Source organism: Gemmata sp. SH-PL17 (assembly GCF_001610855.1).
In the GTDB taxonomy this organism is placed as follows: Bacteria; Planctomycetota; Planctomycetia; order Gemmatales; family Gemmataceae; genus Gemmata; species Gemmata massiliana.
The window spans coordinates 5,429,796-5,445,433 of the sequence record NZ_CP011271.1 but is presented as its reverse complement, the minus strand read 5'-3'; the positions used below and the strand labels follow the sequence as shown (position 1 = coordinate 5,445,433).

General features: G+C 64.8%; 13 protein-coding genes. 7 read left to right on the top strand and 6 right to left on the bottom strand.

The genetic code is table 11. The features are described from left to right. The first annotated feature begins 15 nt into the window (after positions 1-15). The gene (locus VT84_RS22355) at positions 16-237 is read left to right on the top strand and encodes a hypothetical protein (protein ID WP_052552191.1); all 222 of its coding nucleotides are present in this window, start codon (positions 16-18) and stop codon (positions 235-237) included. A gap of 65 nt (positions 238-302) precedes the next feature. On the opposite strand, the gene VT84_RS22350 is transcribed toward VT84_RS22355, so the two are convergent. Continuing rightward, a complete protein-coding gene (locus VT84_RS22350; RefSeq protein WP_082841042.1) occupies positions 303-641 on the bottom strand; it encodes a hypothetical protein in 339 nt (112 codons plus the stop codon). Between the two features lie 184 nt (positions 642-825). On the opposite strand from VT84_RS22350, the gene VT84_RS22345 reads away from it, so the two are divergent. From VT84_RS22345 to VT84_RS22330, 4 genes are all read left to right on the top strand, one after another. Continuing rightward, positions 826-1,683 (top strand): sugar phosphate nucleotidyltransferase, encoded by an 858-nt coding sequence (locus VT84_RS22345; RefSeq protein ID WP_052552187.1) that lies wholly within the window; start codon positions 826-828, stop codon positions 1,681-1,683. A 46-nt stretch (positions 1,684-1,729) separates the two neighbouring features. Next, positions 1,730-5,053: a UTP--glucose-1-phosphate uridylyltransferase gene (locus VT84_RS22340; protein ID WP_082841041.1), complete on the top strand. Its 3,324-nt coding sequence runs from the start codon at positions 1,730-1,732 to the stop codon at positions 5,051-5,053. A 66-nt stretch (positions 5,054-5,119) separates the two neighbouring features. Beyond that, entirely contained in the window at positions 5,120-5,965 is an 846-nt protein-coding gene (locus VT84_RS22335; protein WP_082841040.1) for a metallophosphoesterase, read from the top strand. A gap of 92 nt (positions 5,966-6,057) precedes the next feature. Further along, positions 6,058-7,866 (top strand): ABC-F family ATP-binding cassette domain-containing protein, encoded by a 1,809-nt coding sequence (locus tag VT84_RS22330; protein ID WP_082841039.1) that lies wholly within the window; start codon positions 6,058-6,060, stop codon positions 7,864-7,866. Between the two features lie 297 nt (positions 7,867-8,163). Here the strand turns inward: VT84_RS22330 and VT84_RS22325 are convergent, their stop codons facing one another. Together VT84_RS22325 and VT84_RS22320 are read right to left on the bottom strand one after the other, a co-directional pair. After that, a complete protein-coding gene (locus VT84_RS22325; RefSeq protein ID WP_082841038.1) occupies positions 8,164-9,108 on the bottom strand; it encodes a PLP-dependent cysteine synthase family protein in 945 nt (314 codons plus the stop codon). A gap of 163 nt (positions 9,109-9,271) precedes the next feature. Next, positions 9,272-10,240, bottom strand: coding sequence for a hypothetical protein (locus tag VT84_RS22320; protein ID WP_162271808.1), 969 nt, complete (start codon positions 10,238-10,240; stop codon positions 9,272-9,274). A gap of 327 nt (positions 10,241-10,567) precedes the next feature. Here VT84_RS22320 and VT84_RS22315 point away from each other — a divergent pair, with 327 nt between their 5' ends. Continuing rightward, positions 10,568-11,941, top strand: coding sequence for a DUF1501 domain-containing protein (locus VT84_RS22315; protein ID WP_052552175.1), 1,374 nt, complete (start codon positions 10,568-10,570; stop codon positions 11,939-11,941). 152 nt (positions 11,942-12,093) lie between these two features. After that, on the top strand, positions 12,094-12,558 hold the full coding sequence (locus tag VT84_RS22310; RefSeq protein WP_157469712.1) for a hypothetical protein: 465 nt from the start codon (positions 12,094-12,096) through the stop codon (positions 12,556-12,558). 328 nt (positions 12,559-12,886) lie between these two features. Here the strand turns inward: VT84_RS22310 and ychF are convergent, their stop codons facing one another. The 3 genes from ychF to VT84_RS22295 all read right to left on the bottom strand — a co-directional run bounded on the left by ychF (position 12,887) and on the right by VT84_RS22295 (position 15,502). After that, positions 12,887-13,990 (bottom strand): redox-regulated ATPase YchF, encoded by a 1,104-nt coding sequence (gene ychF / locus VT84_RS22305; protein WP_082841036.1) that lies wholly within the window; start codon positions 13,988-13,990, stop codon positions 12,887-12,889. A 142-nt stretch (positions 13,991-14,132) separates the two neighbouring features. Then, positions 14,133-14,339: a hypothetical protein gene (locus tag VT84_RS22300; RefSeq protein WP_052552171.1), complete on the bottom strand. Its 207-nt coding sequence runs from the start codon at positions 14,337-14,339 to the stop codon at positions 14,133-14,135. A 188-nt stretch (positions 14,340-14,527) separates the two neighbouring features. After that, positions 14,528-15,502: a quinone oxidoreductase family protein gene (locus VT84_RS22295; protein WP_052553788.1), complete on the bottom strand. Its 975-nt coding sequence runs from the start codon at positions 15,500-15,502 to the stop codon at positions 14,528-14,530. Positions 15,503-15,638: the final 136 nt, after the last annotated feature.

The window sequence follows — 15,638 nt, the reverse complement described above, 5'->3', positions numbered from 1 at the left end:
GCGAAACATCCGTGCGTGGTAGTAGAGGACTTCCCCGATTACGTCCCCGAGTTGAACCCGGATGAGGGCGTCTGGGGGTGGACGAAGTATGGTCGATTGGCGAACCCGGCGGCCAACGACAAACAGGAACTCTGGGATCATGTGGTCGATGAACTGATCGCGGCGAGGCACCGACCGGACCTGCTGAGAGCGTTCATCCAAGAGACCCGACTGCCGGGGCTTACGCTCGCCGCCTGAGTGGGAATAATCCCCATGCTGGAACCGGTAAGCGCGGTACCGAACGAGCCAATCTGGAAAGTGATTTAGTTTGGCACCGACTTGCGGAACCATTCGTCCGCGGCGCGGGCCTCGGTAGGTGAGATCTCGCCGTTACCGTCGGTATCAATTCGCTTGAACTGTTCGTCGGTCCCCAGGAACTCGGCTCGGGTCAGTTTCCCGTCGGCGTCCCGGTCCATATTTCGGAACCAGTCAGTAAGAGTTCGATCGGCTTCCGCCGTCATGACGCGCGGGATGCGCTCCAGTTCGCGACTGGCGTGCGCGTCCCCGCGTCGTGCTTTGGCGATCCCGGTAACGATCAGGACCGCGACGAATAGTCCCATCAGACCGAACACAATCACGTTAATCGGCCGCAAGTCTCCCATCGGGTGCCCTCGCGCATCGAATTAGTTCATCTACGCGACGCGGGAGCAAACGGTTCGAGCAGTTCCCTTACCGCAAGCGGCGCAACCTGTTTCCGATCGCATGTCGCGCGGCCCTTTCTTTCTCAGTTCCCGGTGCCTATTCCTACCCGTCGCGGGCGTTTCTTCATTCGATGAGTGCGGTACGATGAAAATCACCAAGGCGGTTATTACCACCGCCGGGCGCGGGCAGCGCGGGCTACCCGCTCAATCGCTGGTCGACCGGGACGGCGTCGAGAAAAAGGCCCTGGAAATCATCCTCGACGAAGTCGTGGGTGCCGGGGCCGAGGCCGTCTGCCTGGTGATCGCACCCGGTGACGAACCGACGTACCGCGCCGCGGCCGGGGCGCACGCGCCGCTCCTTACGTTCGTCACACAACCTGAACCGTTGGGGTACGGCCACGCGGTGCTGCTCGCGCGCCAGTTCACCGCCGGGCAACCGTTCCTTCACCTCGTCAGTGACCACCTGTACGTCGCCCGCGGCGCGACGCGGTCCGCGCGGCAAGTGGCGGACCTGGCGCGAGCAGAAGGGTGCGCGGTATCCGCGGTGCAGCCCACGCGCGAGAGCGTGCTGCGGTTCTACGGGACCGTGGGCGGGCGCCGGGTACCGCAGCGCCCGGACCTCTACGAGATCCAGCACGTTCTTGAAAAGCCCACCCCCAGCGAAGCCGAACAGGTACTCTCTGTGCCCGGAGTGCGAGCCGGTTTCTACCTGTGCTTTTTCGGCATTCACGTGTTCACGCCGCTGGTCATGGAGATCCTCGCTGAACAAGCGGCTCTGGACCGTGGCGGGCGGCCGCTTGATCTGTCGTCGACATTGGCCGAACTCGCCCGCCGCGAGCGCTATCTCGCACTCGAAGTAGCAGGCCAGCGCCACAACATCGGGCTGAAGTATGGACTACTGACGGCACAACTCGCGCTGGCCCTCGACGGCGTGGACCGCGAGAAGATCCTGGCTCAAATCGTCGACTTGCTCGCGCAGCGGAACAGCGCCCACTCTGAATGATGAGGCGCCTGAAGACTTGGGCGACCACTCTCTTGCACGGACCAGTATGCTCCTCGACATCATCACGTCCTCCGATCCTGTCGTGCGCAACACGCCGCTGGCGGTCGCGTGTCGCAAACTGAGCTACCGCGAACTGCTCGCGGAGCGCGACGCGCTCGACCGGTTCCGGCGCGCCAGCGCGAACCTCTACGATCGCGTGCGCGCGCTGTTCTTCCTCTACGCGATCGACCGGTTCCACCTGCCCGCGCGCCCGGAACTCCCGACCAGCGGGCGCATCCCCTACGCCGGCGTCGAGCGCCTGTTGGCCCGACGCTTCGATGAGGCCGTGCGCCTGTTCCGCGCGGAAGAACAGGCTAGCGGGCCGAGTGACCCCGTTTGTAGCGCGCTGGCCGTGGCGCACCACGCGCTCGCGTTCCAAACGCTGGCAGATCAGGTGCGCGCCAGCGTCCGCGGGGCGGCAGGGAACCGTTGGATGTTCCGCACCGGTTCCGCGGACGAGCACCCGCTGCGTGTGCGCCCCGAATTGCGCACGCGGGCGACCCCGGGCGGTGCGTTCCCCGTGTTGCGCGAGCGGACGCCCGTGCGAATGGACCTCTCGCACTCGTGCTGGAGCGACATCTTTTTCCTCGGAATGGACTACCCCGAAGGCGCGCGCGTGCTGAACGTGTCGATCGACCTCGGGGTGAACGGGCGCGACGCGCACCCGCGCCCGCCCATCGAGGTGTACTTCCGCGTGATCGACGAGCCGGTCCTGCGCCTCGTCAGCGTCGATCTGGATGCCGCCGCTGACGTGAAATCGCTCGCCGAGGTGTTCGACTTCGCGCGCGACTACTTGGGGCTGCTGAAGGCCGCGGTGATCGCGTCGGGTTTGATTCCGCCCGGGCTGGAAGGTGTGCGTCAGGAGTTGAAACAGGTACTCGAAGCGCTGGTCGGGCCGGGGCTGGGCATCGAACTCGTGAGCGTCGTGAACGACATCCCGAAGGGGTCGCGGCTCGCGGTGTCGACGAACCTGCTCGCCGCACTGATTGCGGTGTGCATGCGCGCGACCGGGCAAGCGAAGGCACTGACCGGCGGGCTGACCGAGTCCGAGCGCCGGCTCGTCGCGGCTCGCGCGATTCTGGGCGAGTGGATCGGCGGGTCCGGTGGTGGGTGGCAGGATTCGGGCGGTGTTTGGCCCGGTATTAAGCTCATTGAAGGCACTTTTTCGGCCGAGGGCGATCCGGAGTTCGGTGTCAGTCGCGGGCGGCTGCTTCCGCGCCACACGGTTCTCGGTCCGGATCGCGTGTCGCCCGAAGCGCGCCAGCACCTCGAAGACAGTCTGGTACTCGTTCACGGCGGGATGGCCCAAAACGTCGGTCCGGTTCTGGAGATGGTCACCGAGAAGTACCTGTTGCGCGAAGAGCGCGAGTGGGCCGCGCGCCAGGAGGCGCTCGGGATCTTCGACGAGATCGCGGGGCACCTGCAAAGTGGCGACGTGAAACAGCTCGGTGGCGCCACGACGCGGAACTTCGCGGGGCCGATCCAAACGGTCATACCGGCCGCGACGAACGCCTTCACGGAGGCGCTGATCGCGTCCGCGCGGGCGCAGTTTGGGGCGGATTTCTGGGGCTTCTGGATGCTCGGGGGGATGTCCGGCGGCGGGATGGGGTTTATGGTCGCGCCGAACCGCAAGCGCGAAGCACAAACCTATCTGCGTGCCGAAATGAGCCGCTTGCGGAACGCGCTGCGAACGAGCCTGCCGTTCGCGATGGAGCCGGTCGTTTACGATTTCGCGATCAATCCGAACGGCACCACCGCCGATCTACTACCGCTCGATGAGGCCCTGTTGCCGCGCGGGTACTACGCGCTCCTGGTGCCGCGCTGGTTGCGCGAAGACCCGCGTTCCGTGCCCGCGTCCCGGCGCGTGGAACTCGACCGCGTGGGGCAGGCCGCCCGCCGGAACCCGGACCTGTCCGGGCTGGTGGAATCACTCTTTGACCGCATGTTGCCCAGCGCGCCGAATTCGCCCACCAGGAGCGGGAACATCGCCGAGCTGCTCGCCGCGAACGGCTTCGACCGCGAGCAGCACGAGCGCATCCGGACCGACCTGCGCCGCGGACTGATCGGCCTCGCGCTGAACCGGCTCCCGGCTTCGACCGTGGTGGAGGACGTGCGGGCGGGCGACGTGGTCGATGCGCGTGCGGGCTTGAGTGCGGCACATGAGGCACGCGGACGTGCGGCACTGGCGGCAGGCGAGGTCGCGGTGGTGACGCTGGCGGCCGGCGCGGGTAGCCGGTGGACCCAGGGCGCGGGCGTAGTGAAGGCGCTGCACCCGTTCGCGCGGCTCGGCGGGCACCACCGCACGTTCCTCGAAATCCACCTCGCGAAGAGTCAGCGCATCTCGAACACGTTCGGCGCGGCCGTACCGCACGTCTTCACTACGGGCTACCTCACGCACGAGCCGATCGTCGCTCACCTGGAAGCGAATCGATCTTACGGCTATCAGGGACCGGTGCGACTCTCACGCGGGTTGTCGGTGGGGTTGCGGCTCGTTCCGATGGAGCGCGACTTGCGGTTTGCGTGGGAAGAAACTGCACATCAGGTACTCGACGAGCGCAAACAGCGCGTGCGCGAAAGCGCCCACGCCGCGTTGATCGGTTGGGCGCGCGGGGCGGGGGAGGGGGCGGACTATACCGATAACGAACCGCTCCAGTGCCTGCACCCGGTCGGCCACTGGTACGAGGTGCCCAATTTACTGCGCAATGGTGTGCTGCGCGACTTACTCGCCGAGCGCCCGCAACTGAAAACGCTGCTCGTTCACAACGTGGACACGCTCGGTGCCGACCTCGATCCCGCGATCCTGGGGCTGCACCTCGAATCGGGTCGGCAGCTCACGTTCGAGGCGATCGGTCGGCGGCTCGAAGATCGAGGGGGCGGGCTGGCGCGCGTGAACGGCCGGGTGCGGATTCTCGAAGGGCTGGCGATGCCCCGCGAAGAAGAAGAGTTCATGCTCACCTACTACAACTCGCTGACGACCTGGGTGGACATCGACGGCCTCCTGAACTTCTTCGGCCTTACGCGGAATGATCTGAGCGATACCGCGCGAGTGGGGGCTGCCGTGAACCAGATGGCGACGCGGCTGCCGACCTACGTGACACTGAAGGACGTGAAGAAACGCTGGGGGCACGGGCACGAGGACGTGTACCCGGTGTGCCAGTTCGAGAAACTGTGGGGCGATATGACCGCGGTGGACGGTGTGGACTGCGGGTTCGTAGCGGTCCCGCGGGTGCGCGGGCAGCAGCTCAAAGACCCGGCGCAACTCGACGGCTGGCTCCGCGACGGTTCGGCCGACGCCGTGTCGCAGTTGTGCGCGTTCTCAGCACGTGGGTAGGATGAGCCGTCTTCTGGCGGCACAAATCGAGCGGTCGTTCTTGGTCCGAATTGCGATGGAGCGCCCATGAAGGTTCGATTGACGCGCCGCCGGTTCGCATTAGGACTCGGCGCCGCGGCGCTGGGCGTCGGAGTATGGACCTGGCGCATCGAGCCGCATTTGGTCACGGTCGTGCGGCGCGAGATGCCGGTCCGTAACTTGCCACCGGAGCTGGACGGCAAGACGCTGGCGCAGGTGAGCGATCTTCACGTGTGCCCGCGAGTCGATTCGGACTACCTCTCCGCGTGCTTACGGGAACTGTCCGCCCTTCAGCCCGATCTGGTGGCTGTTACGGGCGATTTCATGAGTCAGGCAAGCCCGGAACGCATTGAGGAAGTCGCGCGCGTCTTCGAGTCACTCGCCGCACCGCCGCTGGGCACGTTCGCGGTGCTGGGGAACCACGATTACGGCGAGCGCTGGTCCGATTCGCGGATCGCGGACCAGCTCGTGCGCCGACTGACGGACGCGGGCGTCACCGTGTTGCGGAACGCGAGCCAAGTCGTCGCGGGGCTTCGCATCGTTGGTGTGGACGACAAATGGGGGCCGAACTTTCGCCCCGCGGCCGTGCTCCCAACGTTGACCGCCGACGAACCGGCCGTGGTGTTGTGCCACAACCCCGATGCCGTGGATTCCCCCGTGGATTGGGGCCGGTACCGGGGTTGGATTCTCTCCGGGCACACGCACGGCGGGCAGTGCAAACCGCCGTTTCTGGCTCCACCGCTACTTCCCGTGTCGAACCAGCGCTATACGTCGGGGGCGTTCGACCTCGGGGACGGGCGCTCGCTGTACATCAACCGCGGGTTGGGGCACCTGCTCCGGGTGCGGTTCAACGTGCGCCCCGAAATCACCATCTTCCGACTCGTGAAGGCGTGAGGCACGTTCCGGGGGCACAACTTCGTTGCGTGGGGCGGTCGCGAACCGTAAGAAAACTGGATTGTTCGCGCCCCGACCTCCCGGAACGAATCATGTCGTTGCTGCTGTCCGCGCAAGAATTGAGTAAGAGCTACGGCCCGCGACCGCTGTTCGAGGGGCTTTCGGTCGAACTCCGCGCGGGCGAGCGCGTCGGGCTGATCGGTCCCAACGGAGCGGGGAAATCGACGCTCTTGAAGATCCTCGCCGGGATCGAAGTTCCCGATAGTGGAACGCGAACCGCGCGCCGGGGTGTGCGCGTCGGGTACCTCACGCAGGACGACATCTTTGAACCGGGGCAGAGCGCGCACGACGTTCTGATGGCGGCCCTTGTGGGCGAGAACCTTGAGGACCACGAGCGCGAAACGCGCACCGCGATCACGCTCACTCAGGTCGGGTTCGAGGACTTCGACGTGCGCGCCGATACGCTCTCGGGCGGGTGGCGCAAGCGCCTCTCGATCGCGCGCGAACTGGTGCGCGAACCCGACCTGCTCCTCATGGACGAACCGACGAACCACCTCGACCTGCCCGGCGTGGTGTGGCTCGAGCGCCTCCTGCGTGCGGCACCGTTCGCGTACCTCGTGGCCACCCACGATCGCGCGTTCCTCCGGGCCGTGTCCGATGAGATTCTGGAAGTGAGCCGCGTGTACCCCGGGGGCGCGTTCCGGGTCGCGGGCGCGTTCGACGACTTTGCCGACAAGCGCGATGCGTTCCTTGAAGCGCAGGCGCGGCAGCGCGATGCGGTTGCCAACCAGGTCCGGCGCGAAACCGAGTGGCTCGGGCGTAAGGAATCCGCCCAGCGGAAGAAGTCGCGCTCGCGCATCGGTGAAGCTGCTGCGCGCCGCGACGAACTCGCCGAACTGAACTACCGCACCGCAGCGGCGGGAACGGCGGCGATCGACTTCGCCGGAACCGGTCGGCAGACGAAGAAACTTCTCACGGCGACCGGCATCGGCAAGGCTCTCGGCGGGCGCCCGCTCTTTAGTGGACTGGACCTGATCGTCAGCCCGGGCACGCGGCTCGGACTCCTGGGGCCGAACGGGAGCGGCAAAAGTACGCTGCTGAAGGCGCTCGCGGGCGAAATCGAATCGGACCAGGGAATGGTGACGCGCGCGGACGGGTTGCGCGTGGTGATGTTCGAGCAGGGGCGCTCGACGCTCGATCTTTCCGTGCCACTTCGCACCGCTCTCAGCCCGAACAGCGACATGGTGACGTTCAACGGGCGACAACTCCACGTCGGCGGGTGGGCGCAACGGTTCCTGTTTCGCCCGGACCAACTCGATGTCGAAATGAGCGCGCTCTCCGGGGGCGAACGGGCGCGGGTGCGGATCGCTCAACTCATGCTGAAGCCCGCGGACCTGCTCCTGCTCGACGAACCGACGAACGACCTCGACATCCCGTCGCTCGAAGCCCTGGAAGACAGTCTCGAAGAGTTCCCCGGGGCGGTGATCCTCGTAACTCACGACCGCGACCTCATGGATCGGCTGTGTACCGAAGTGATCGGCCTCGACGGGCTGGGCGGGTCCGCGAAGTACGGTAGCGTCGGTCAGTGGCTGACGTCCTTTGAGCGCGCGACCGAAGCGGCGAAGCCGGCGCCCGTCGCGCCGGTGAAGAAGGCGCCCGCACCGCCGGCCGCGAAGCCGAAGAAACTGAGCTTCAAGGAGCAGCAGGAGTGGGACGGGATCGAGGCCGCGATTGTCACCGCGGAGGAAGCGGTCGCGGCGCGCGAACAAGAGGTCGCGAACGCGGGCAGTAACCACGTCGCACTCACCGCGGCGTGCAAGGCGCTCGAAGAGGCACAAGCTGTGGTGGAGAAACTCTTCACGCGGTGGCAGGAACTCGAGGCCAAGCGCGGGGGGAGTTAGGGCCGCGCGGTAAAGAATTTCGCGATTGGCACACCGAGTGCATAAACATTGGTGGGCGGGATAACTAACGTGGATTGAATGGGCGACGATCCACGGCGGTTTATCCCGCCCACTTTCTTTTTCCGGCCCCATTTTGGCTAACTATTGGTCGTTCTGTACATTTCCTGGCCGTTTTTGCGTTCTTTGCGTCTCGTTTTGCTCGGTTAGGCTCGTCTAACATCGCCTCGACACTTCTTTATTGCGCAGCTCAGCTCCCATATCAGGAAGCTCGCTTCTCAACTGTCCGATTTTGCTACATCACTCGTGTGCGCGAAACCACGCAGCCGAGAAGTAACGATCCCACGAATCCGCCAGGACCGCTACCACCGGCCCCGATACGTCCCCGCGTGCCGCGACCCGAAGTGCGGCTACAACAGCCGTTCCCGAAGACCCACCGACGAGCAATCCTTCCTCGGAAATCAAGCGTTTTGTCATCGCGAATGACTCCTCATCGCTGACTCGTTCGGCCCCGTCTATGACGCTAAGGTCGAGTATCGCGGGCGCTTCACTGCCGCCGATCCCTTCAACTTTGTAACTCGCGTCGTGGTCCGGATGATGAGGATCAACAAGGTGAGCCAAACGCGACCCGATAGGATCGGCTAAGACGATTTTCGCGCCCGGTGCGTGAGTTTTGAGATGCCGCCCGACTCCGGTAATAGTTCCTCCCGTTCCGACGCCGCACACGAACGCACCGAGCTGCGCACCCAACTGCGCAACGATCTCTGGTCCGGTGGTCTGTTCGTGGATGCGTGTGTTCGCCGGATTGCCAAACTGGTCAGTTAGGAACCAGCCCCGTTCGGTCGCCAGACTCTCAGCCACGCGCCGAAAGTTTCGCGGATCGGTGGGCGGCGCGTTCGCGGTGATGATTACTTCCGCGCCCAGAGCCGCGAGCGCGGCACGCTTATCGACCGACATCTTCTCCGGCATCACGCACGCGAGTTTGTACCCGCGGTGCGCTGCCACCAGTGCCAACCCGACGCCCGTGTTGCCCGCGGTCGCTTCGACTAGTGTCATCCCCGGACGGAGCACCCCGCGGCGCTCGGCGTCGGTGACCAGTGCGAGCGCAAGGCGGTCCTTCACGCTGCCGCCGGGGTTGAGGAACTCCGCCTTGCCGTAAACGGGAACCGGTAGTCCGCGTGCGACCCGATCGAGCCGCACGAGCGGCGTGTTGCCAATTCGGTCGAGAATGCTGGTGGCGATCATGGTGACCCGTCGTGTTACGCACCGTCTCCGCGCGTATTTGTACGTCAACCGACCCCTGCGTGGCGCTCGGCGCGGCGATTAGCCTTGGGGCTACATTGGCTTTGTTGCGCGAGGGCACGGGCCGATCGACTGCCGGAGTGCTGGGACTCGACCCGGGAAGTGATTACCGAGGTCGCTTCTTGAGTCGTAGACTTTTTCGCGCTGCGTGCGCAGCTTCGCGAAGATCCCGCTCCAGAATCGCGTGGCGAACGACGCGCTCGGCGACCTCGGGATTGACTTCAAAGTGGCGGAGTAGTTCCCGTTCCACGCCCGATGCGAGAACGAGTTCAGCTTCGGGATTCCCCAGGTTCGTTCGTGCGGCACTGATAAAGATGGGGGCTTCCAACCGCACCGAGACAATAGCCGTTAACCCGGCGCGTGCATCATCACCTTTCACGGGCCGTTCCCCGATCATTCGTGTACGGATGAAGTGATTGATTGCTTTTGTCACGCCCGTGCGCGTCCCATGAACGTGAGTCCCACCCGTCGGTAGGTAGTAGTCGTTCGCAAAAGACGTGCAAATCTCATCTTCCTCGCACCACTGCAGGCCGGCTTCGTAATCGATACCGGTCTGCTCCCCGCGAATCACGATTACGTCCGGGTGAATCGGCGTGCGGGTGGTGTTCAGCAACTGCACGTAGGCTCGGATGCCATCGGCGAACTCGAACTCGTCGTGCGCACCGCCTGATTCGTCGGTGAACGAGATGCGCACGCCGCTATGCAGGAATGCGTGCTGCCGGAGCATGTCGCGGATCATTTCGCTATCGAATTGCAACTCGCCGAAGATGAGCGGGTCGGGGCGGAAGCGGATCGTTAGTCCGCGGTCGTTGGGTGGCCCGCCACTTTGTAACACCGCGTGTGTGACGCCGCGCCGGAACGTGTGTTGGTAGACGCTTCCGTCGGTCCGCACGCGGACGTTCAGTTCCGCGGAGAGGGCGTTCGCAGTCAGGTACGCTCCCCGATACCGCCCGTCCGTGTCGGGACCGTGTCCGTGCCACTGAGTGAATACGGATTCGAGTGAAGGTTCCTCGAAGACCGGGTCTCTGTCGTCGACGATTGCGACGGAATTATCTGCGTGAAGGGTGACACTCAACGTGCGCCCACTCGCTCGCATCATCTCGTGGAGTGAGTCCGTAACCAGACTGAAAAGGAGTTCATGCAACCCGCGTGAATTGGTGCTGCCTATGTACATTCCGGGGTGCTGACGGACCAATTCGACGTCGGTGAGAAGGCGGAGGTTTTCTATCGTGTATTCCGCAGAGCCTCGTCCCGGGCACATTATGAAGCTTCCATGAGGAGGTGCGACAGTGCTTTACGCTGATTCTGCTGGACACAGAACGGGAATTCGGCGAAAAATATTGTACCTGCCTGTTTAGTCGGCTCCCACCACTATTGCCCTGCGTTGCCGAAGGTGCTGCCTATGCTTTCTCTCTTTGGCGAGCCGCACGCACGCGGCGGATTTTGTGACGGCCTCAACCGGCGCGACTTCCTTACGGCCGGTGGCACGCTGTTCGGCGGGTGCCTCGCGCTGCCGCACCTGCTCGCGGCCGAAGCCAAAACCGGCATCACGACCTCGCACAAGTCGGTCATCAACATCTACCTGCCCGGCGGCCCGCCGCACCTGGACATGTGGGATCTGAAGCCGGACGCGCCGGTCGAGGTTCGCGGCGAGTTCAACCCGATCCAGACGAAGGTGACCGGCATCCAGATCTGCGAACTGTTCCCGCGCATCGCGCAGATGATGGACAAGTTCACGATCATCCGCTCGCTCGTGGGCAGCTCCGGCGACCACGACGCCTACCAGTGTATGACCGGGCGCCCGCGGACCCCGGCGAACCAGGGGCACTGGCCGTCGTTCGGGTCGTGGGTGTCGAAGTCGCAGGGACCGGCCGATCCCGCGGTGCCAGCGAACGTGTCGCTCATGTATCCGTGCGGCGAGAAGCGCTGGGGGTACCACGGCGACGGCGGGTTCCTCGGGGTCCAGCACGCGCCGTTCCACCTCGTCGGCGGGCGCGAGACCGGCATGAAGTCGGACAACCTCACGCTCAAGGGCGTGAGCCTCGACCGGCTCAACGACCGTGTGGGTCTGTTGAAGGGGTTCGACGACCTCGACCGCAAGATCGACGCGAAGGGCACGATGGACGGGATGGACTCGTTCAACCGGCAGGCGCTCGACATCCTCACGTCGTCGAAGCTGAAGGACGCGGTGGACCTCTCGAAAGAGAACCCCAAGGTGCTGGAGCGCTACGGCGTGGACGACCCCGCGTTCGAGCGCGACGGCGCCCCGCGCATGGTGCGGAACTTCTGCGTGGCCCGGCGCCTCGTGGAGGCCGGCGCCCGCGTGGTGACGATGAACTTCACGCGCTGGGACTGGCACGGTGGGGACGGCAAGAACTTCGTTCAGGCGCGCAAGGACTTCCCGCTCCTCGACCGCGCCGTGACCGCGCTGATCGAAGACCTGTACGACCGCGGAATGGACAAGGACGTTTCGGTGATCGTGTGGGGCGAGTTCGGCCGCACGCCGAAGCTCAACAACATGGCGAGCCGCGACCACTGGCCGCAACTCAGTTGCGCGCTGCTCGCCGGTGGCGGGATGAAGATGGGGCAGGTGATCGGTTCGTCGAACCGGCTCGCGGAGCGCGCCGCGTCGCGCCCGGTGACGCACCAGGAGATCTTCGCGACGCTCTACAAGAACCTGGGCCTGGACCCCAACGCGGTGCGCGAGTACGACGCGAACGGCCGCCCGCACTTCCCCATCGACGCCGACGCGCAGCCGATCCGCGAACTGGCGTGATGTCTGTTTCTGCGGTGTGGTGTCCCGCCCCAGCCCAGGCGGGACACTCTCGTTTAATCCGGAAGCGGCGCACCCGCGGTCCCAGGAGGGCCGGCCCTCGATTTGCTCAACCATCTCACAGCCCATCGCCCCGTTCGTGCAAGAGGTTCATCATGTCAGTCCACAGAACCTTCTTCGCCCTTGCGACTCTCGCCCTTCTCGCGCCCGTTGCGAGTGCCCAGCCCGGTCGCGTCGGAGCACCGCCACCCGCGCCGCTGTTTTTACCTCCTCCAGTCGTTCAACCGCAGGGCCTCGGTAGCATGAGCAGTCCGATTACCCCGCGGCCACTCGGGTACCACGTCGCGCCTTACGGCGGATTGGGCTACGGGCCGCTCGGTGATCGGACCGGCTACCCGGGGACGATCTACAACACGTACCGCGGGTCGTACCTCACGGTGCCGACCGTTCCGCAACTCAGGCTGGAAACGCCGAGCAACATGCCCATCAAACCGGGTAAGCTCCCGGCGCTCGACGTGTTGTTCCCGAGCGCTCCACCGATGGCAGAACCGGCTACTCCGCGCATGCCGGAGCCGGTTCCGCCCGGACCCGTCGTTCCGGTCGGTGAGAAGGGTAAATGAGCTTTCGCGAATAGAAGCGGAGCGGGCCGCGCGATCACAATCGCGCGGTCCATTTTTCTAGGTCGGCGAGCCCGACTGGTGGAGTTCGTTTTCGAGCACTTCCAGATACGCTTCAGGCACCGGCTGAAGCGCGGGCGCCCGACCCGTCGCCGGGTGAACGCTAACGCACAACACCGCCGCCTGGGTCGTGCCCGGCTGCCCTCCGCCAGAACACTTCCTGGTGCCCGACGGCCGATCATTGATTGTCGGGACGACGCCTCACAAGTGGGAGGTTGGGGTCGGTCGCCACCGGTTCGCACCGACCGTTCGCCCTTACCATTGGCCGAAATCACGGTCCGAAGCGGAAGTGCAGCACATCGCCATCTTGCACCACGTATTCCTTGCCTTCGAGCCGGAACCGGCCGGCTTTCTTGGCCCCGGCTTCACCGTCGTACTGGGTGTAGTCCGTGTAGCTCACGGTTTCAGCGCGGATGAAGCCCGCCTCGAAGTCGCTGTGAATCACGCCGGCGGCTTGCGGTGCCAGGGTACCGGACTGGATCGTCCACGCCCGTGTTTCCTTCGGCCCCACGGTGAAGTACGTAATCAGGTCGAGCAGTTGGTAACCCGCCTTCACGACCTTCGCCAACCCGGTTTCGGCCAACCCCAACGACGACAAGAACTCCTTCTTTTCTTCCTCGCTCGGCAGGATCGAGATTTCGGCCTCGATCTTCGCGGACACCACGACGCAGGAGGCGTTGCGGGCCGCTGCCATCGCCTCCACCTTCGCGGAGAGCGAGTTCCCGGTTGCGGCGAACTGTTCCTCGACGTTGCACACGAACATGACCGGCTTCGAGGTGAGCAGTTGCAGCCCGTCGAGCAGCTTGCGCTCGGCCTTGTCGCGGGGGTTCACCGCGGTCGCGGGCTTGCCGTCTTGCAGCACCTTGATGGCCCGTTCCATCATCGCGATCTGCTCGGCCGCGGTCTTGTCCCCGCCCTTCGCTTTCTTCTGGGCCGCGGGGAGGCGCTTCTCCAGACTATCCAGGTCCGCGAGCATCAGTTCGGTTTCGATCACTTCCGCGTCGCGGAGCGGGTCCACGGACCCCTCCACGTGAACGATGTCCGAATCCTCGAAGCACCGCAGCACGTAGAGGATCGCGTCGACGGTGCGGATGTGCGACAGGAACTCGTTGCCCTTGCCTTCGCCCTTGCTCGCGCCGCGAACGAGGCCCGCGATGTCCACGAACTCCAACTGTGTTGGGATCTGCTTGGCCGACGACGCGATCTTCGCGAGCAGCGGGAGCCGCTCGTCGGGCACCGCGACCCGGCCGACGTTCGGCTCGATGGTGCAGAACGGGTAGTTCGCGGCTTCGGCCTGCATGGTCGAAAGCAGCGCGTTGAACAGGGTCGATTTTCCGACGTTCGGCAGCCCGACGATCCCGCACTCGAAACCCATCTTGGTGATTCCCGCGGTAGTGACGAAACAGAAGCGAAACACTCTGTTTATCGCCAACCGGCCCGCGGGGGAAGTTTCGTTCCCGCTCAGGGGGGCGGGAATTCTAACCAGGTGAAGAATTTGAGTGAAATGATCGACCAACTCACGCCGGGAGCGGGACCGATCGCGTGAGGGGTTTGAGCGCGATTCCGTCTTTGCGGAGCGACATCGCACGTGCCATGACCGCCCAGCACGGCACGTTCCCGTTCACGAGCGCTTTGAACTTCGCCGCGGCTTCATCCAAGCTTCGCGCATCGTTCCACACGGTGATGAACTGGTCCTGCGGAACCTGCCAAACTCGATCACCCATTGTCGCATCCTCCCCGCGGTTCACGATGCCGGTTCACCGAGGGACCGACAACGGCCGGGCGGAAGGTCGTGCCCGGAAACCGACCTGCGGACCGGTACGCGCGGAACAAACTCTCCCACTTACCGCGCGACCGAGCGGAGTACGAAATTGGTGTCGGGGAAGCCGACTCTTGCTCATTGCCACGAAATTCAGGGCGTCATTACGATCGAGCCGACGGTTCGGCGCCCCTCCAGATCGCGGTGAACCTGCTCGGCCCGTTCCAGCGGGTACGTGTGTCGCACTTCCACCTTCACCTTGCCCGTGCGGATCGCCTCGAACACGTCTCGCGCGGTCGCTTCCAGGTCCGCGCGGGTCGCGGTGTACGTCGCCAGCGTCGGCCGGGCCAGGTACAGCGAACCCTTTTGCGAGAGAACGCCGATATCGAACGGCGTCACTTTGCCGGATGAGTTCCCGAAGCTCACCATCAGCCCGAGCGGGCGCAGGCAGTCGAGTGAGTTCATGAACGTGTCCTTCCCGATCGAGTCGTACACCACCGGTACGCCGACTCCGCCGGTGATTTCGCGCACGCGCTTTGCGACGTCCTCGCGGGTGGAGATTACGACGTGGTCGCACCCGTGCGCCCGAGCGATCGCGGCCTTCTCGTCCGACCCGACGGTGCCGATGACCGTTGCTCCGAGCGCTTTCAGCCACTGACACGCGAACAACCCGACCCCACCCGCGGCGGCGTGGAACAGCACCGTCTCGCCCGGCTTGACGGTGTAGGTTCGGCGAATCAGGTACTGCGCGGTCATGCCCTTTAACATCACCGCGGCGGCCGTCTGATCGGTCGCACCTTCCGGGACCGGCACGAGAATGTGTGCCGGGATCAGTCGCACTTGGGAGTACGAACCCGGCGGCCCGCCCGCATAGGCCACACGATCACCGGGCTTCACGACGGTGACGTCCGGACCGACTGCTTCAACGATCCCGGCGCCCTCGCTTCCCAGTCCGCTCGGGAGCGGAATCGGGTACAGCCCGGAGCGGTGGTACGTGTCGATGAAGTTCACCCCGACGGCGGTGTGTCGGATGCGGGCTTGCCCCGGACCGGGTTCGCCGATCTCAACGGCTTCCCAGCGCAGTACCTCGGGTCCGCCCGTCTGCTGGATACGAATTGCCTTCGGCATGTGGTTGTCCCGATTCGGATCGTTGGGCGACACGGTCAGAATACGCCCCGTTTACTTCGCGGCTCCGGTGCATTTGCGCTGCTGTGTGGCCCGCCTGATGGCGTGAAATTTGCGAACCGTGTCATTGCCCGGTCTT

Excerpts from the sequence above, each read along its gene's own strand:
- VT84_RS22330 (WP_082841039.1), top strand. The coding sequence starts at position 6,058 with ATGTCGTTGCTGCTGTCCGCGCAAGAATTGAGTAAGAGCTACGGCCCG.
- VT84_RS22310 (WP_157469712.1), top strand. The coding sequence starts at position 12,094 with ATGTCAGTCCACAGAACCTTCTTCGCCCTTGCGACTCTCGCCCTTCTC.
- VT84_RS22325 (WP_082841038.1), bottom strand. The coding sequence starts at position 9,108 with ATGATCGCCACCAGCATTCTCGACCGAATTGGCAACACGCCGCTCGTG.
- VT84_RS22350 (WP_082841042.1), bottom strand. The coding sequence starts at position 641 with ATGGGAGACTTGCGGCCGATTAACGTGATTGTGTTCGGTCTGATGGGA.
- ychF (WP_082841036.1), bottom strand. The coding sequence starts at position 13,990 with ATGGGTTTCGAGTGCGGGATCGTCGGGCTGCCGAACGTCGGAAAATCG.
- VT84_RS22345 (WP_052552187.1), top strand. The coding sequence starts at position 826 with ATGAAAATCACCAAGGCGGTTATTACCACCGCCGGGCGCGGGCAGCGC.
- VT84_RS22340 (WP_082841041.1), top strand. The coding sequence starts at position 1,730 with ATGCTCCTCGACATCATCACGTCCTCCGATCCTGTCGTGCGCAACACG.
- VT84_RS22335 (WP_082841040.1), top strand. The coding sequence starts at position 5,120 with ATGAAGGTTCGATTGACGCGCCGCCGGTTCGCATTAGGACTCGGCGCC.
- VT84_RS22295 (WP_052553788.1), bottom strand. The coding sequence starts at position 15,502 with ATGCCGAAGGCAATTCGTATCCAGCAGACGGGCGGACCCGAGGTACTG.
- VT84_RS22300 (WP_052552171.1), bottom strand. The coding sequence starts at position 14,339 with ATGGGTGATCGAGTTTGGCAGGTTCCGCAGGACCAGTTCATCACCGTG.
- VT84_RS22315 (WP_052552175.1), top strand. The coding sequence starts at position 10,568 with ATGCTTTCTCTCTTTGGCGAGCCGCACGCACGCGGCGGATTTTGTGAC.